This is a genomic window from Burkholderia sp. MSh2 (genome assembly GCF_000731655.1).
Classification (GTDB): Bacteria; Pseudomonadota; Gammaproteobacteria; order Burkholderiales; family Burkholderiaceae; genus Burkholderia; species Burkholderia paludis.
This window is the reverse complement of record NZ_JPGM01000032.1, coordinates 13,845-29,164: the sequence shown is the minus strand read 5'-3', so window position 1 is coordinate 29,164 and position 15,320 is coordinate 13,845. Positions and strand designations below refer to the sequence as shown.

The window sequence follows — 15,320 nt, the reverse complement described above, 5'->3', positions numbered from 1 at the left end:
GACAGCGGAGCGGCGCGGGAGGCGCGCCGGGGAAGCGAAGGGCGATGCCGGTGCGTCAGGCGTCGGTCACCCAGGCGCCGAACCATTCGCTCGGGCGCGCGATTTCGTCCTGCGCGGCCACGAGTTCGAGCTCGTAGCGGCGCGCATCGTAAGTGGCCTTCACGACCGCGTGCACGGCCGCAAGCGTGTGCTCGAATGCGGCGCGCACGGTGTCGCCGCGCAGCCGGCACGCGACGAAGATCGCGCTGGTCAGGTCGCCGACGCCGACCGGATGGCGCGGAAACGCGTACAGCGGCCGTTGGCCGATCCACGCTTCGGTCTCGGTGACGGCGAGCATGTTGAAACGGTCGGCCGGACTGTTGCGGTCGTGCAGGTGCTTGACGAGGACGATCTGCGGGCCGCGGCGGATCAGTGCGCGACACGCGTCGACGGCTTCGGCGACGGTCTCGATGCGCCGTCCGGCGAGCTTCTGCAGTTCCGTGTGGTTCGGCGACATGCCGTCCGCGAGCGCCGGCATCTCCTGGACCATGAACTCCTCGACGCCGGGCTCGGGCCGGATGCCGCCCGTCTGGCCCATCGCCGGATCGCAGAAGTACCACGCGTTCGGATTCATCGCCTTCACCGAGCGGACGATGTCGACCGCCGCGCGCGCCTGCGGCGGCGAACCGAGGAAGCCGGACAGCACTGCGTCGCAGCGCTTGAGTGCACCGATCGCGGCGATGCCGTCGACGAGCTGCTCCATCTTGGCGGCATCGATCGCGCTGCCTGCCCAGTGGCCGTACTGCATGTGATTCGACAGCTGGACGGTGTTGAGCGGCCAGACGTTCACGCCGAGGCGCTGCATCGGGAACACGGCCGCACTGTTGCCGGCATGGCCGTAGATGACGTGCGACTGAATGCTGAGGACGTTTTTCATGGGAATTCGCCTGCACGCGTTTCAGGGGTCACGCCACACGATACCCGAGTTCGCCGCGCACGCGTAAGTCGCGCGGCGCCGGAGTGTTGCGCGCCGTCGTCAACGCGACCGCGTAGAATCGCGGAGCGCGAGGCGGCCCGGCTGCCCGCGTGCGTCTCCAATCACCCTGATCGCCATGCCTTCGATTCGCAAGATGTTGAGTGTTGTGCGCGCCGCCGCGCTCGGTGCGGGCGTCGCCGCCGCGTGCGCCATGCCTGCCGTGGCCGCCGCCGCGCCGCCCGCCGACAATGACGGGCCCGTATACGGCCCGCGTCTGGAGGGGTTCGCGTATCCGGAGCCCGTGCACGTGCATGCGTTCGTGTCGCAGCGCGAAACCCTCGAAATGGCGTACCTCGACGTGCAGCCGGCGCACCCGAACGGCCGTACCGTCGTGCTGCTGCACGGGAAGAACTTCTGCGCGGCGACCTGGGAGGACACGATCGGCGTGCTGAGCCGCGCCGGCTATCGCGTGATCGCGCCGGACCAGATCGGCTTCTGCAAATCGTCGAAGCCGGATCGCTACCAGTACAGCTTTCAGCAACTGGCGCGCAACACGCACGCGTTGCTCGAATCGGTGGGCGTGAAGTCGGCGACGATCGTCGGCCACTCGACGGGCGGGATGCTCGCGATACGCTACGCGCTGATGTATCCGAAGGCGACCGACCAGCTCGTGCTCGTGAACCCGATCGGCCTCGAGGACTGGAAGGCGCTCGGCGTGCCGCCGCTGTCGGTCGACTACTGGTATGCGCGCGAGCAGAAAACCACCGCCGACGGTATCCGCCGCTACGAGCAGGGCACGTACTACGCGGGCAAGTGGTCGCCGTCGTACGAGCGCTGGGTGCAGATGCTGGCAGGCATGTACCGTGGCGCCGGCCGCGACGCGGTCGCGTGGAACTCCGCGCTGATCTACGACATGATCCTCACGCAGCCGGTGGTCTACGAACTCGGCGCGATCCGCGCGCCGACGCTGCTGATGATCGGCGACAAGGACACGACCGCGATCGGCAAGGACGTCGCGCCGCCCGACGTGCACGCGAAGCTCGGCCACTATCCGGAGCTTGCAAAGCGCACGCAGGCCGCGATTCCGGGCGCGCAGCTCGTCGAATTCCCGGCGCTCGGGCATGCGCCGCAGATCCAGGATCCGGATGCGTTCCACAAGGCGCTGCTCGACGGGCTGGGAGCCGTGCACCCGCAGCCGTGACAGGCCGCCCGCGGGCGGCCCGCGCCGTCAGCGAGCGTCGCCCGCCAGCTCGTCGCGGATCTGCGCGGCCAGTTCGAACGATCGCAGCCGCGCGGCGTGATCGTAGATCTGCGCGGTGATGATCAGCTCGTCTGCCCCCGTCTGCGCGATGCGGTCGCGCAGCTTGTCGCGCACCGTGTCGCGCGAGCCGACCGCCGCGAACGACAGCGAATGCGCGACGTTCGCGAGTTCGAGTTCGTTCGCCTCGAGCACGTCGACGGGCGGCGGCAGCTTGCCCGGCGTGCCGCGCCGCAGGTTGATGAACTGTTGCTGCAGCGACGTGAACAGGCGCCGCGCCTCGTCGTCGGTATCGGCCGCGAACACGTTGACGCCGACCATCGCATACGGCTTCGGCCATGCCGCGGACGGCCGGTACTGCGCGCGATAGATCTCGAGCGCGCGCATCAGGTAATCCGGCGCGAAGTGCGACGCGAACGCGAACGGCAGCCCGAGCATCGCGGCGAGCTGGGCGCTGAACAGGCTCGAGCCGAGCAGCCACACGGGCACGTCGAGCCCCGCGCCGGGCACCGCGCGCACGCGCTGGCCGGGCACCGGCTCCGCGAAATAGCGCTGCAGCTCGGCGACATCGTCCGGAAACGAATCGGCGCTGCCGATCAGGTCGCGGCGCAGCGCCCGCGACGTGGTCTGGTCGGTGCCGGGCGCGCGACCGAGGCCGAGATCGATGCGCCCCGGATACAGCGACGCGAGCGTGCCGAACTGCTCGGCGATCACGAGCGGTGCGTGGTTCGGCAGCATGATGCCGCCCGATCCGACCCGGATCGTCCGCGTGGCGCCGGCGACGTGGCCGATCACGACGGAAGTCGCCGCGCTCGCGATGCCGGGCATGTTGTGATGCTCGGCGAGCCAGTAGCGCCGGTAACCCCATCGCTCCGCATGCTGGGCGAGATCGACGGTGTTGCGGAAGGCCTGGGCGGCGTCGGCGCCGGCCGGAATGGGAGCGAGGTCGAGTACGGAAAACGGAGTCATCGGGTGGCCTTCGAAGAGGGAGCGCGGTGATGCGCGTACGCAACAAATGTCACGGATTTTGCCAAAGGGTTCCGGAACGTGCTGGCGGCGCGGCGATACCCATGCGCCTTACAGGGGTGCCTCGGCGATATTGGAGATTGTTGCAAAAATCAATTCAATCGGTGATCAATTACCAATCTTTACTGCGATTCGACGCGAATCCGCATCGACACACAAATTTGCACGAAACGTTTGATTTTAAAGACTGCAATACGCCTGCAAACCGCTTACGCTAACGTGAACGCGGGGTCGACCCAATGGTCCGCCGTCTGCGCAGCTTTGCCGGAATTGCACCAGTGCGTTTCCTGTAGCGTCGAGCGCGGGGTGCCGCAGACTGCTAAAATCCGGCGCCTGACCACGTTGCGCCGAAGGTAGCCATTCGAGTCTTCCCGCATCCCGCCCGGGTGTCGCGCCGAGGTGCCACGCGCGGCCGGGCATGGTCCTACCCGAAGAAGAGGTCGGGCCTTCCTCATATATACAGACGCTGCTGGAACAAGGAGTCGGGTCGTGCCCGCGATCGTTGCTGCCGGAATACCGCATCACGTTCAATCTCGCTCAGGCGTGCTTCATGGCGTTCGGGTCGCCGGGAGGCGTCGCGCATGACGCCAACCGCCACGCTGCTCGACTGGCTCCTGATCGTCTTCGCGCTGGCCGCGGCAGGCTATGCGCTCGTCGCCGCCTTCGCGCCGCGGCCGCGCACGCCGCGTACGGCCGTGCGCGACGGCTTCGAGCCGATCAGCGTGCTCAAGCCGCTGTGCGGCGCGGAGCCGCATCTGTACGAAAACCTCGCGACATTCTGCGAGCAGCGCCATCCGCGTTATGAAGTGCTGTTCGGCGTCGCGTCGGCGGCCGATCCGGCCGTCGGCGTGGTCGAGCGGCTGCGCGCCGACCATCCCGGATGCGACATCACGCTCGTGATCGATGCACGCGTGCATGGCAAGAACCTGAAGGTCAGCAACCTGATCAATCTCGCCGAGCGCGCGAAATACGGCCGCATCGTGATCGCAGACAGCGACATCGCGGTGCAGCCCGACTATCTGGAGCGCGTGACGGCGCCGCTCGCCGATGCGTCGGTGGGGGTCGTGACGTGCCTGTATCATGCGCGCAGCGTCGGCGGGTTCTGGACGCGCATCGGGGCGCAGTTCGTCGACGCATGGTTCGCGCCGTCGGTGCGGATCACGCACCTCGGCCGTTCCAGCCGCTTCGGCTTCGGCGCGACGCTCGCGCTGACGCGCGACACGCTCGACCGGATCGGCGGCTTTCCCGCGCTGAAGGACGAGCTGGCCGACGATTTCTGGCTGGCCGAGCTGCCGCGCCGCCTCGGGCGGCGCACCGTGCTGTCCGAGGTCGAGGTCGCGACCGACGTGATCGAGCCGTCGTTCGGGCCGCTGTGGCACCGCGAGACGCGCTGGCTGCGCACGATCCGCTCGCTGAACCCGGCCGGCTTTGCATTCCTGTTCATTACGTTTACCGTGCCGTGGCTCGCGATCGGCGCGGCGCTGGCGCTGCGCCTCGACGGAACCTTCGCCGGCTCGCTGGCGGGCGGGGCGGCCGCGGTCGGCGCATTCGGGCGGCTCGTGCTGCACGCGCGCGGCGAGGACGGCTGGCGCGCGTTCTGGCGCGACCTGCCGCTCGTCGCGGTGCGCGACACGCTGCTCGCGCTCGAGTGGCTGGTCGCCGCGTTCGGCACGCACGTCGTGTGGCGCGGCGCGAGGATGACGGTCGTCGGCAGCGAACGCGCGGCGGCCGTGGAGGCAGCAGACGGCCGCTAGGGCCGTGCCGACCGAACCCGGCCCGAGGGCCGAGACGCGCTGCGCGGCGAGCGGCCGGGCGGCGCGACATGACAGAGAGGCGGGCGCCGGCAGGGCGGCCCGCGGTTTTTTGACTGAATCGTTGCAACGAATCGAACTATGCAGGCTACCGGAGCATTCATGAAAACGCTGTTCTTGCAGGCCCCTTCGTATGACGGCTTCGACGGCGGAGCCGGCTCGCGCTATCAGGCGAAGCGCGAAATCCGTTCCTTCTGGTATCCGACCTGGCTCGCGCAGCCGGCCGCGCTTGTGCCGGGCAGCCGCGTCGTCGACGCGCCGGCCGACGGCCTGTCGGTCGAGGAGACGCTGAAGATCGCGAACGACTACGACCTCGTGATCATCCACACGAGCACGCCGTCGTTCCCGACCGACGCGATGTTCGCGCAGGATCTCAAGAAGATGAAGCCGTCGATGCTGGTCGGCATGGTGGGCGCGAAGGTGATGGTCGATCCGCACAACTCGCTCACGGCGAGCGAGGCAATCGACTTCGTGTGCCGCGAGGAGTTCGACTACACCTGCAAGGAAATCGCCGAAGGCAAGCCATTCCCGGAGATCAAGGGCTTGAGCTGGCGCGCGAAGGACGGCTCGATCGAGCACAACGAAGCGCGTCCGATCCTCGAGAACATGGACGAACTGCCGTTCGTCGCGCCCGTCTACAAGCGCGACCTGAAGATCGACAACTACTTCATCGGCTACCTGAACTACCCGTACGTGTCGATCTACACGGGCCGCGGCTGCAAGTCGCGCTGCACGTTCTGCCTGTGGCCGCAGACGGTCAGCGGCCATCGCTACCGCACGCGTTCGGTCGAGAACGTGCTCGCGGAAGCGAAGTGGATCCGCGACAACATGCCGGAAGTGAAGGAACTGATGTTCGACGACGACACCTTCACCGACGACCTGCCGCGCGCGGAAGCGATCGCGATCGGCCTCGGCAAGCTCGGCATGACGTGGTCGTGCAATGCGAAGGCGAACGTGCCGTACAAGACGCTCAAGGTCATGAAGGAAAACGGCCTGCGCCTGCTGCTGGTCGGCTTCGAATCCGGCGACGACCAGATCCTCGTGAACATCAAGAAGGGCGTGCGCACCGATTTCGCGCGCCGCTTCAGCGCGGATTGCAAGAAGCTCGGCATCAAGATCCACGGCACCTTCATCCTCGGCCTGCCGGGCGAGACGCAGGAGACCATCAAGAAGACGATCGAGTACGCAAAGGAAATCAATCCGCACACGATCCAGGTCTCGCTCGCCGCACCGTATCCGGGCACGACGCTGTACAAGCAGGCCGTGGAAAACGGCTGGATGGAAGAGAACAAGACGATCAACCTGGTGAGCAAGGAAGGCGTGCAGCTGGCGGCGATCGGCTATGCGCACCTGTCGCGCGACGAGATCTATCACCATCTCGAGCAGTTCTATCGCCAGTTCTACTTCCGTCCGTCGAAGATCTGGGAGATCGTGCGCGAGATGCTGACGAGCTGGGACATGATGAAGCGCCGCCTGCGCGAAGGCGTCGAGTTCTTCCGCTTCCTGCGCGCGCACGAGGCCTGATTCGTGGCGACGCAGCGGGCGGCGCGGGCGCTGATCTTCACCGCCGACGATTTCGGGCTGCACCCGCGCGTGAACGCGGCGGTCGAGCGCGCGCACCGTGACGGCGTGCTGAACGCCGCGAGCCTGATGGTCGGCGCGCCGGCCGCGCAGGACGCGATCGAACGCGCGCGGCGGCTGCCGTCGCTCGCGGTCGGCCTGCATCTCGTCCTCGCGGACGGGCCGGCCACGCTGCCCGCCCGCGAGATTCCCGCGCTCGTCGGCCCCGACGGGCGGTTCGGCGACGCGATGGCGAAGGACGGCTGCCGCTTCTTCTTCCTGCCGCACGTGCGCGCGCAACTGCGCCGCGAGATCCGTGCGCAGTTCGACGCGTTCGCGGCGAGCGGCCTGCCGCTCGACCACGTGAACGCACACAAGCATTTCCACCTGCATCCGACCGTGCTGTCGATGATCATCGAGATCGGCCGCGACTACGGGCTGCGCGCGGTGCGGCTGCCGTACGAGACGAGCGCGCCCGCGCTGCTCAAGCCGTGGATCGCGCTCGTGCGCGCACGGCTCGACCGCGCGGGGCTCGCGCACAACGATTACGTGGTCGGGATCGAGCATACGGGCGCGATGGACGAGGCCGTGCTGCTCGATGCCCTCGCCAGGTTGCCGCAGGGCGTCGGCGAGATCTACTGCCATCCGGCCGAGGCCGGCGACGGCCCGATCACGCCGACGATGGCCGGCTACCGCCCGGTGGACGAACTCGATGCGCTGCTGTCGCCGCGCGTCGCGGCGGCGCTGAAGGCGGCCGGCGTCGCGACCGGCGGTTTTGCCGACGTGTTCGGCCAGCCTGCGGCGCGATCCGGCGCGCCTGCGTCGCGCGCGCGGGGAGCGCAGCCGTCATGACCCGGTGGATCAAGTGGCTCGGCTGGCCGGTCGGCATCGGCATCCTGATTGCGCTGGGGTTGCACGAGGGCGTCGGCGACGTGTCGCAGATGCTCGCGCGCGCCGGTTACGCGCTGCTGTGGCTCGTGCCGTTTCATGCGTTGCCGTTGCTGCTTGACGCGTATGCGTGGCACCTGCTGCTCGACCGGCGCTCGTCGCTGCCGTTCCTGTGGTGGATCGCGACCGTGCGCGAAGCGGTGAGCCGGTTGCTGCCGGTGGCCGGAATCGGCGGGGAAATCGTCGGCATCCGGCTCGCGCGCTGGCAGGTGCCGGACGCGAGCCGCGTGACCGCGTCGGTGATCGTCGAGGTGCTGGTGACGATCGTCGTGCAGTATGCGTTCGCCGCGCTGGGCTTCGTGCTGCTGCTCGCGACGACGCACGACATGGGCGGCGGCACGATCGGCCTCGCGCTGCTGCTGACGCTGCCGCTGCCGGTGCTCGGCGTCGTGCTGATGCGCCGCGGCGGGATCTTCCACGCGATCGAGCGTTTCGCGGGCCGCCTGCTGGGCGATTCGCACCGGTTGCTGCAGGGCGTCGACGGCAAGCGGCTCGACGCGGACATCGATGCGCTGATGTCGCGCACGGGCCTGCTGTTCAGCGCGTTCTTCTGGCAACTGGCCGGCTACGTGCTCGGCGCGCTCGAGATCTACTGGGCGCTCGCGCTGCTGGGCCATCCGGTGTCGATCGGCGGCGCGATCGCGATCGAGGCGATGACGCAGGCCGTGCGGCATGCGGCGTTCATGGTGCCGGGCGGCCTCGGCGTGCAGGAGGCGACCGTCGTGCTGCTCGCGCAGATGTTCGGCGTCGACCGCGAGACGGCGCTGTCGCTCGCGCTCGTCAAGCGCGGCCGCGAGGTGCTGTTCGGCTGCCTCGCGCTCGGTTCGTGGCAGCTCGCCGAACTGATGCGTACGCGCCGCCGCATCGGCGCGGCGCCGGCCGTGCCGCGTGCGCCGCAGGCGGCGCGCCGCGCGGCCGAGGCCGACACGGAAACCGAAACGACGCATTGAAGACGAGACGGGCCGCGCGCCCGTCTCGCGCTTTTGGCGTCGCACGGGTATCCTTGCCGCGTGTTTTCTCGACGCGCATTTCTTCCGATGAATTTCCGTTTCCGGCTGCTTCCCGCCACGATGCTGGCCGCCGCGCTGGCGCTGGCCGGCTGCGACGACAAGCAAGGCAACCTCGACGTGCAACGTATCAGGGACTTCTTCACCGCGATCAAGCCCGCGCCGCTGCTGCTGAAAGGGCTGAAGCCCGGGGAATCGACCGAGGCCGACGTGCGCGGCACGATGGGCAAGCCCGAGACCGAGCGCGCGTTCACCGACGGCTCGAAGCGGCTCGAATATCCGCGCGGCCCGATGGGCAACCAGACGTGGTTCGTCGATCTCGATGCGAACGGCCGTTTCATCGGGGCGACACAGGTGCTGACCGCGGAGAATTTCGCGAAGGTGCAGCCCGGGATGAACGAGGACGAGGTGCGGCGCCTGCTCGGCAAGCCCGGCGACATCGCGGAGTATCCGCTCAAGCCCGAGACGGTCTGGAGCTGGCGCTGGCTCGAGGACGGCGTCAACACCGATGCGTTCTTCAACGTCCATTTCGGCCCGGACGGGCGGGTCTATACGACTTCACGCTCCGACATTTTGAAGGGTCGGTAGTCGCACCCGTCTTCGGCGCTATATCGAAAAAGCGACCGGAAAATTGCAAAAAGTCCGCTTCCCTGCGCGTTATGTGCTTGTCAGGGAGCGGCTTTTTTCCTTTTGAAACAGCGGCGTACGCCGGGGTTGCAAATGGCGGGACGAATTGTTGCGACGCAGCAATCGCGTGCAAGGTGATTTGAGGCAATCAATTTCGCTTGCGACTATCCGCGTCAGCCCGGCGCGGGCCAGGCAGAAGACGCGCCGGCATCCATTCCAACTCTGGAGACGCGCGTGTTTCTTTACGGCTTTGGTCCTGTCCTCTGGGCCGGCACCGTGCAGACCATCGAGCTGTCGGTGCTGTCGCTCGCCACTGCGGTGGCGCTGGGGCTGATCGGCGCGGTGGCGAAGCTGTCGCACAACCGGGTCGTGCGAGCGATCGCGACCGGTTATACGACGCTGATCCGTTCGGTGCCCGATCTCGTCCTGATGCTGCTGCTGTTCTACAGCATCCAGATCTGGCTGAACCAGTTCACCGACCTCGTCGGCTGGGACCAGATCGACATCGATCCGTTCGTGGCCGGCGTGCTGACGCTCGGCTTCATCTACGGCGCGTATTTCACCGAGACGTTTCGCGGCGCGTTCCTGTCGGTGCCGCGCGGCCAGCTCGAAGCCGGCGCGGCTTACGGGATGAGCGGGGCGCGCGTGTTCGCGCGGATCATGTTTCCGCAGATGATGCGCTTCGCGCTGCCCGGGATCGGGAACAACTGGCAGGTGCTCGTGAAGGCGACCGCGCTGGTGTCGATCATCGGCCTCGCGGACGTCGTGAAGGCCGCGCAGGACGCCGGCAAGAGCACGTTCAACATGTTCTTCTTCATCCTCGTCGCGGCGCTGATCTATCTCGCGATCACGACGGTTTCCAACCTCGTGCTGATCCAGCTCGAGAAGCGTTACTCCATGGGCGTGCGGCACGCAGAACTATGATCGAGATCCTCCAGGAATTCGGCCAGGCGTTCCTTTACTGGGACGGCCAGCGCCTCTCCGGCCTCGCGGTGACGCTGTGGCTGCTCGTCGCGTCGATCTCGCTCGGCTTCGTGTGCGCGGTGCCGCTCGCGGTCGCGCGCGTGTCGAAGAAGAGGTGGGTGTCGACACCGGTGCGTTTCTACACGTACGTGTTCCGCGGCACGCCGCTCTACGTGCAGTTGCTGCTGCTGTACACCGGCATGTACAGCCTCGAGTTCGTGCGTTCGCACTCGCTGCTCGACGCGTTCTTCCGCAGCGGTTTCAACTGCGCGATCCTCGCGTTCGCGCTGAACACCTGCGCGTACACGACCGAGATCTTCGCGGGCGCGATCCGCGCGATTCCGCACGGCGAGGTCGAGGCTGCGCGCGCATACGGGATGTCGCCGTTCACGATGTACCGCCGCGTGATCCTGCCGTCGGCGCTGCGCCGCGCGCTGCCGCTGTACAGCAACGAGGTGATCCTGATGCTGCACGCGACCACCGTCGCGTTCACGGCGACCGTGCCGGACATCCTGAAGGTGGCGCGCGACGCGAATTCCGCGACCTACATGGCGTTCCAGTCGTTCGGAATCGCCGCGCTGATCTATCTTGCGGTATCGTTCGCACTCGTCGCGGCGTTTCGCCGTGCGGAGCGCCACTGGCTCGCGTATCTCGCGGCCGGCCGTCATTGATTTCACTTCGAGGAGAGCCAGATGGCCGAGATCACTCAAACGAGCGCTTCCGCTTCCACCAAGCTTGCCGCGGTCGACATTCACAAGCGCTACGGCGACAACGAGGTGCTCAAGGGCGTATCGCTGAACGCGAAAGCCGGTGACGTCATCAGCATCATCGGCGCGAGCGGCTCGGGCAAGAGCACGTTCCTGCGCTGCATCAATTTTCTCGAGCGGCCGAACGCGGGGCAGATCGTCGTCGATGGCGAGGCCGTGCGCACGAAGACCGACCGCGCCGGCGCGCTCGAAGTTGCCGATCACAAGCAGCTTCAGCGCATCCGCACGAAGCTTGCGATGGTGTTCCAGCACTTCAACCTCTGGGCGCACATGAACGTGCTCGAGAACGTGATGGAGGCGCCGGTGCACGTGCTCGGCATTTCGAAGAAGGAAGCCGAGGAGCGCGCGCGCGAGTACCTGGAGAAGGTCGGCTTGCCGCCGCGCGTCGAGAAGCAGTATCCGTCGCACCTGTCGGGCGGCCAGCAGCAGCGCGTGGCCATTGCGCGCGCGCTGGCGATGCATCCGGACGTGATGCTGTTCGACGAGCCGACGTCGGCGCTCGACCCTGAACTGGTGGGCGAAGTGCTGAAGGTGATGCAGAAGCTGGCCGAGGAAGGCCGCACGATGATCGTCGTCACGCACGAGATGGGTTTCGCGCGCAACGTGTCGAACCACGTGATGTTCCTGCATCAGGGGCGGACCGAGGAAGAGGGCGATCCGAAGGAGGTGCTGGTGCGTCCGCAGAGCGAGCGGCTCAAGCAGTTCCTGTCGGGCAGTCTCAAGTAACGCGACGGGGCGGGTTTCATACGTGGTACCGGTGTCTCGTCCCGCAGGCGCCACCCGCACGACGCAGGTGGCGATCGTTGCATTGCCGCCCGTGTCGATGTCGGGCGTGGGTCCGATCGTCGATGCGTTGAATCTGGCGAACGAGATCGATGGCCGGCTCCTGTACCGCTGGCAGGTGTGTTCGTGGGACGGCCGGCCGGTGCCGCTCGCGGGCGGCGCGCAGTGGCATGCCGATGCGGCGTTCAACGATGCGATCGCGTGCGACTGGCTGATCGTCGTGTCCGAGCGGTTCCAGCAGTTTGCCGATTACCGGCTGTTTCTCGCGAGTCTCGCGCGGGTCGGGCAGCGCACGCCGGTCGTCACCGGGATTCACCACGGCGTGTGGTGGCTCGCGATGGCCGGGCAGCTTTCCGGGTATCGCGTGAGCGTGAACTGGGAGACGTACCAGCAGTTCGCCGAGCAGTTCGAGCGGACGATCGTCACGCAGCAGATCTTCGAGATCGATCGCGATCGGGCGACCTGTGCGGGCGGGCAGGCGACCGTGGATTTCATGCTGGCCATGATCGGCCGGGAACACGGGCCCGAGCTTGCCGAGCGGATCGCCGATGCGCTGGGCGCCGGGACCTTGCGCAGCGGCGAGGAGCGGCAGCGGATTCCGTTCGTGACCGCGCCGGGCGAGCGGCATCCGCGGCTCAACGATGCATTGCTGCTGATGGAGGCCAATGTCGAGGACCCGTTGACGACCGACGAGATCGCCGAGCTCGTCGGCGTGTCGCGGCGGCAGCTCGAACGGCTCTTTCGGCAGTATCTCGGCGCGATGCCGTCCAAGTATTACCTCAATCTTCGGTTGCTCAAGGCCCGGACGCAGTTGCAGCGGACCAGCAAGTCGGTGGTCCAGGTCAGTCTCGCCTGTGGGTTCTCTTCTGCTGCGCACTTCTCCAATGCTTATCGGGAGAGGTTCGGCGTCACGCCTCGGGAGGATCGGCGAGCGTGGCTCGAGAAGCAGACCGGGGGTGGGGGCGAACCACGTGGAGGGGCGCTCGTCGAGCGCGGTGGGAAGGATTGAGGGTGCTGTTTTTGTATGTCTTTTTGCGTGGTTCGCCCGGGTTTTCGTGAAGCACCTGTGATCGTGTCGGTCTGTTGGCGTCGCCCCTGCGCGGGGTGGCGGTCACTTTTCTTTGTCTTGCCAAAGAAAAGTAACCAAAAGAAAGGCGCTTCGAGAACGCAAGACCTCCCGGTGCCGTAGGGCACGGAGTGGCCCTCGCCCGAGGGTTCGCGCCAGTCGCGAGACCGGAGTGGTTCGAGCAATGGTTCCGACTCCACGCCCTGCCCAACTGGGCGGTGTGCCGCCCGCCAGTTCCATCCCCGCTTCGCTCGACTGCGAGGTTCTTCTGGTTGGGAGGGGGCGGCAGTCTTGCCAGGTGGCAATCGACAAATGGAGGAGGGCGCTGCCCAATTTCGCGGTCCAGGGCGATTTCTCCTTGAAACTTGAGTCGATATGGCCCATCAGCCTTTGCGATGATGCCGGTGCTTTGACATGCGATGCAGAACGCACTACCGCCAATCAGGGCTGCTTGATGTCCGTGGACCAGGAACGGTGGTCCGCCGTATGGGTCAATTGTTCCGCCGCTGGTGAGACTATCGCCGACGACTGCAATTCTTCTGTTCATTGTTTGGCCCTCTCGGAGAGCCCCAATCGTATGGGCACGACACAAGAGTGCATCTCGATATTGTTCGGACTGCTTGCGATGGTGTGATCGCGCTGGGTGCACGAGTTGCTGACCGGTGCTCATTTGCATAGTACCGTCAAGCAATGTGCCGGCTGTGTCATTCGTGCGGGCGGTGAGCATGATGCCTTGTGCGATTTGAGGCGTCGCTGCGTGCCGTGATTTCCGGAACTGCTAGACCAACGGCCCTGTTCGAGGGATGCATACCTTGCAGCCGAGCGAAGCGGGGATGGAGCGGGCGGGCGGCATACCGCCCAGTTGGGCAGGGCGTGGAGTCGGAACCATTGTTCGAACCACACCGGTCTCGCGACTGGCGCGAACCCTCGGGCGAGGGCCACTCCGCGCCCTACGGCACCGGGAGGTCTTGCGTTCTCGAAGCGCCTTTCTTTTGGTTACTTTTCTTTGGCAAGACAAAGAAAAGTAACCGCCGCCCCGCGCAGGGGCGACGCCAATGGACCGACACGATCGCAGGTGCTTCACGAAAGCCCGGGCGAACCACCGGAAGAAAGCCCTGGGCGAACCGCCAAAATTCAACCTCAACCCCCAGCCCCCCGCCCTGAAAGGGCAAAATGACACCGGAAAAAAGGGCTTCCGATAGAACCCGTCGCAATTCCGCAAGACGCTTGCGTCACCCTTACCTAAACTTGATCCTGTTGAACCCTCTTACGAAACCGAAAGGAACGACCATGACGACCTCGACCGTGACCCGCCAGACATTCGATGAAGTGATGGTGCCGGTGTTTTCCCCCGCGCCTTTCGTGCCGGATCGCGCCGAGGGCTCCCGGGTGTGGGACACGGCCGGCCGCGAATACATCGATTTCGCCTGCGGTATCGCCGTGACGTCGCTCGGCCACGGCCACCCGGAACTGCTGAAGGTCCTGGACGAGCAGGGCCGCAAGCTCTGGCACATCGGCAACGGCTACACGAACGAGCCGGTGCTGCGCCTGGCCAAGCGCCTCGAGGCACTGACCTTCGCCGACCGCGCATTCTTCGCGAACTCGGGCGCGGAAGCGAACGAAGCCGCACTGAAACTGGCGCGCCGCGTGGCATTCGATCGCCACGGCGCCGATAAAGTCGAAATCATCTCGTTCGTGCAGTCGTTCCACGGCCGCACGTTCTTCACGGTCAGCGTCGGCGGCCAGCCGAAGTACTCGGAAGGCTTCGGCCCCGTGCCGGCCGGCATCAAGCACCTGCCGTACAACGACATCGAAGCCGCAAAGGCGGCGATCGGCCCGCAAACCTGCGCCGTGATCGTCGAACCCGTGCAGGGCGAGGGCGGCGTGATTCCGGCCGATCCGGCATTCCTGAAAGCCCTGCGCGAAGCGTGCGACGCGAACAACGCGCTGCTGATTTTCGACGAAGTGCAAACGGGCGTCGGCCGCACGGGCCAGTTCTACGCATACATGGACACGGGCGTCACGCCGGACATCCTGACCACCGCCAAGGCGCTCGGCAACGGCTTCCCGATCGGCGCGATGCTGACGACGAACGAGCTGGCCGCGCACTTCAAGGTCGGCGTGCACGGCACGACGTACGGCGGCAACCCGCTCGCATCGGCGATCGCCGACAAGGTCGTCGAGCTGATCGGCGATCCGGCCCTCCTCGAAGGCGTGCGCGAACGCAGCGTGCGCCTGAAGGGCGCGCTCGAACGCATCAACGCGCGCTTCGGCATCTTCAAGGACGTGCGCGGCAAGGGCCTGCTCGTCGGCGCCGAACTCGCCGCCGCATTCGACGGCCGCGCGAAGGATTTCGTCACCGCCGCGGCCGAGAACGGCCTGATCATGCTGATCGCCGGCCCGAACGTACTGCGCTTCGTGCCGTCGCTGGTGATCCCGTTCGACCTGCTCGACGAAGGCGTCAAGCGCTTCGAGAAAGCCGTCGAACAGGTGCTCGCCGCTCAGGAAGCCACCGCGCGCTGATCGGCGCATCCATCGCAGACAGGAAC

13 protein-coding genes are annotated in these 15,320 nt (G+C 66.5%); 11 read left to right on the top strand and 2 right to left on the bottom strand.

Annotated features, from left to right (window positions below):
- Positions 1-55 precede the first annotated feature (55 nt).
- On the bottom strand, positions 56-916 hold the full coding sequence (gene pdxY / locus GQ57_RS20785) for a pyridoxal kinase PdxY (protein WP_031400060.1): 861 nt from the start codon (positions 914-916) through the stop codon (positions 56-58).
- 175 nt (positions 917-1,091) lie between these two features.
- Here pdxY and GQ57_RS20780 point away from each other — a divergent pair, with 175 nt between their 5' ends.
- A complete protein-coding gene (locus GQ57_RS20780) occupies positions 1,092-2,156 on the top strand; it encodes an alpha/beta fold hydrolase (RefSeq protein WP_031400061.1) in 1,065 nt (354 codons plus the stop codon).
- A gap of 27 nt (positions 2,157-2,183) precedes the next feature.
- Here the strand turns inward: GQ57_RS20780 and GQ57_RS20775 are convergent, their stop codons facing one another.
- On the bottom strand, positions 2,184-3,182 hold the full coding sequence (locus GQ57_RS20775) for an LLM class flavin-dependent oxidoreductase (protein ID WP_034198899.1): 999 nt from the start codon (positions 3,180-3,182) through the stop codon (positions 2,184-2,186).
- A 638-nt stretch (positions 3,183-3,820) separates the two neighbouring features.
- On the opposite strand from GQ57_RS20775, the gene hpnI reads away from it, so the two are divergent.
- The 10 genes from hpnI to GQ57_RS20725 all read left to right on the top strand — a co-directional run bounded on the left by hpnI (position 3,821) and on the right by GQ57_RS20725 (position 15,294).
- On the top strand, positions 3,821-4,993 hold the full coding sequence (gene hpnI / locus GQ57_RS20770) for a bacteriohopanetetrol glucosamine biosynthesis glycosyltransferase HpnI (RefSeq protein ID WP_034198898.1): 1,173 nt from the start codon (positions 3,821-3,823) through the stop codon (positions 4,991-4,993).
- A 138-nt stretch (positions 4,994-5,131) separates the two neighbouring features.
- The gene (hpnJ, locus tag GQ57_RS20765) at positions 5,132-6,574 is read left to right on the top strand and encodes a hopanoid biosynthesis associated radical SAM protein HpnJ (protein ID WP_306426965.1); all 1,443 of its coding nucleotides are present in this window, start codon (positions 5,132-5,134) and stop codon (positions 6,572-6,574) included.
- Positions 6,575-6,577: 3 nt separating this feature from the next.
- Positions 6,578-7,462: a hopanoid biosynthesis-associated protein HpnK gene (gene hpnK, locus GQ57_RS20760; RefSeq protein ID WP_031400065.1), complete on the top strand. Its 885-nt coding sequence runs from the start codon at positions 6,578-6,580 to the stop codon at positions 7,460-7,462.
- Positions 7,459-8,508 (top strand): HpnL family protein, encoded by a 1,050-nt coding sequence (locus tag GQ57_RS20755; protein WP_031400066.1) that lies wholly within the window; start codon positions 7,459-7,461, stop codon positions 8,506-8,508. Before hpnK ends, GQ57_RS20755 begins: the two co-directional genes overlap by 4 nt.
- An 87-nt stretch (positions 8,509-8,595) precedes the next feature.
- A complete protein-coding gene (locus GQ57_RS20750; RefSeq protein WP_031400067.1) occupies positions 8,596-9,153 on the top strand; it encodes a hypothetical protein in 558 nt (185 codons plus the stop codon).
- 273 nt (positions 9,154-9,426) lie between these two features.
- On the top strand, positions 9,427-10,116 hold the full coding sequence (locus GQ57_RS20745; RefSeq protein WP_031400068.1) for an ABC transporter permease: 690 nt from the start codon (positions 9,427-9,429) through the stop codon (positions 10,114-10,116).
- On the top strand, positions 10,113-10,826 hold the full coding sequence (locus GQ57_RS20740; RefSeq protein ID WP_031400069.1) for an ABC transporter permease: 714 nt from the start codon (positions 10,113-10,115) through the stop codon (positions 10,824-10,826). The genes GQ57_RS20745 and GQ57_RS20740 overlap by 4 nt, the downstream gene beginning before the upstream one ends.
- 21 nt (positions 10,827-10,847) lie before the next feature.
- Positions 10,848-11,648, top strand: a complete 801-nt coding sequence (locus tag GQ57_RS20735; protein WP_031400070.1) for an ABC transporter ATP-binding protein — start codon at positions 10,848-10,850, stop codon at positions 11,646-11,648.
- Between the two features lie 22 nt (positions 11,649-11,670).
- Positions 11,671-12,714 (top strand): GlxA family transcriptional regulator, encoded by a 1,044-nt coding sequence (locus tag GQ57_RS20730; RefSeq protein ID WP_031400071.1) that lies wholly within the window; start codon positions 11,671-11,673, stop codon positions 12,712-12,714.
- Between the two features lie 1,347 nt (positions 12,715-14,061).
- A complete protein-coding gene (locus tag GQ57_RS20725) occupies positions 14,062-15,294 on the top strand; it encodes an aspartate aminotransferase family protein (RefSeq protein WP_031403578.1) in 1,233 nt (410 codons plus the stop codon).
- Positions 15,295-15,320: the final 26 nt, after the last annotated feature.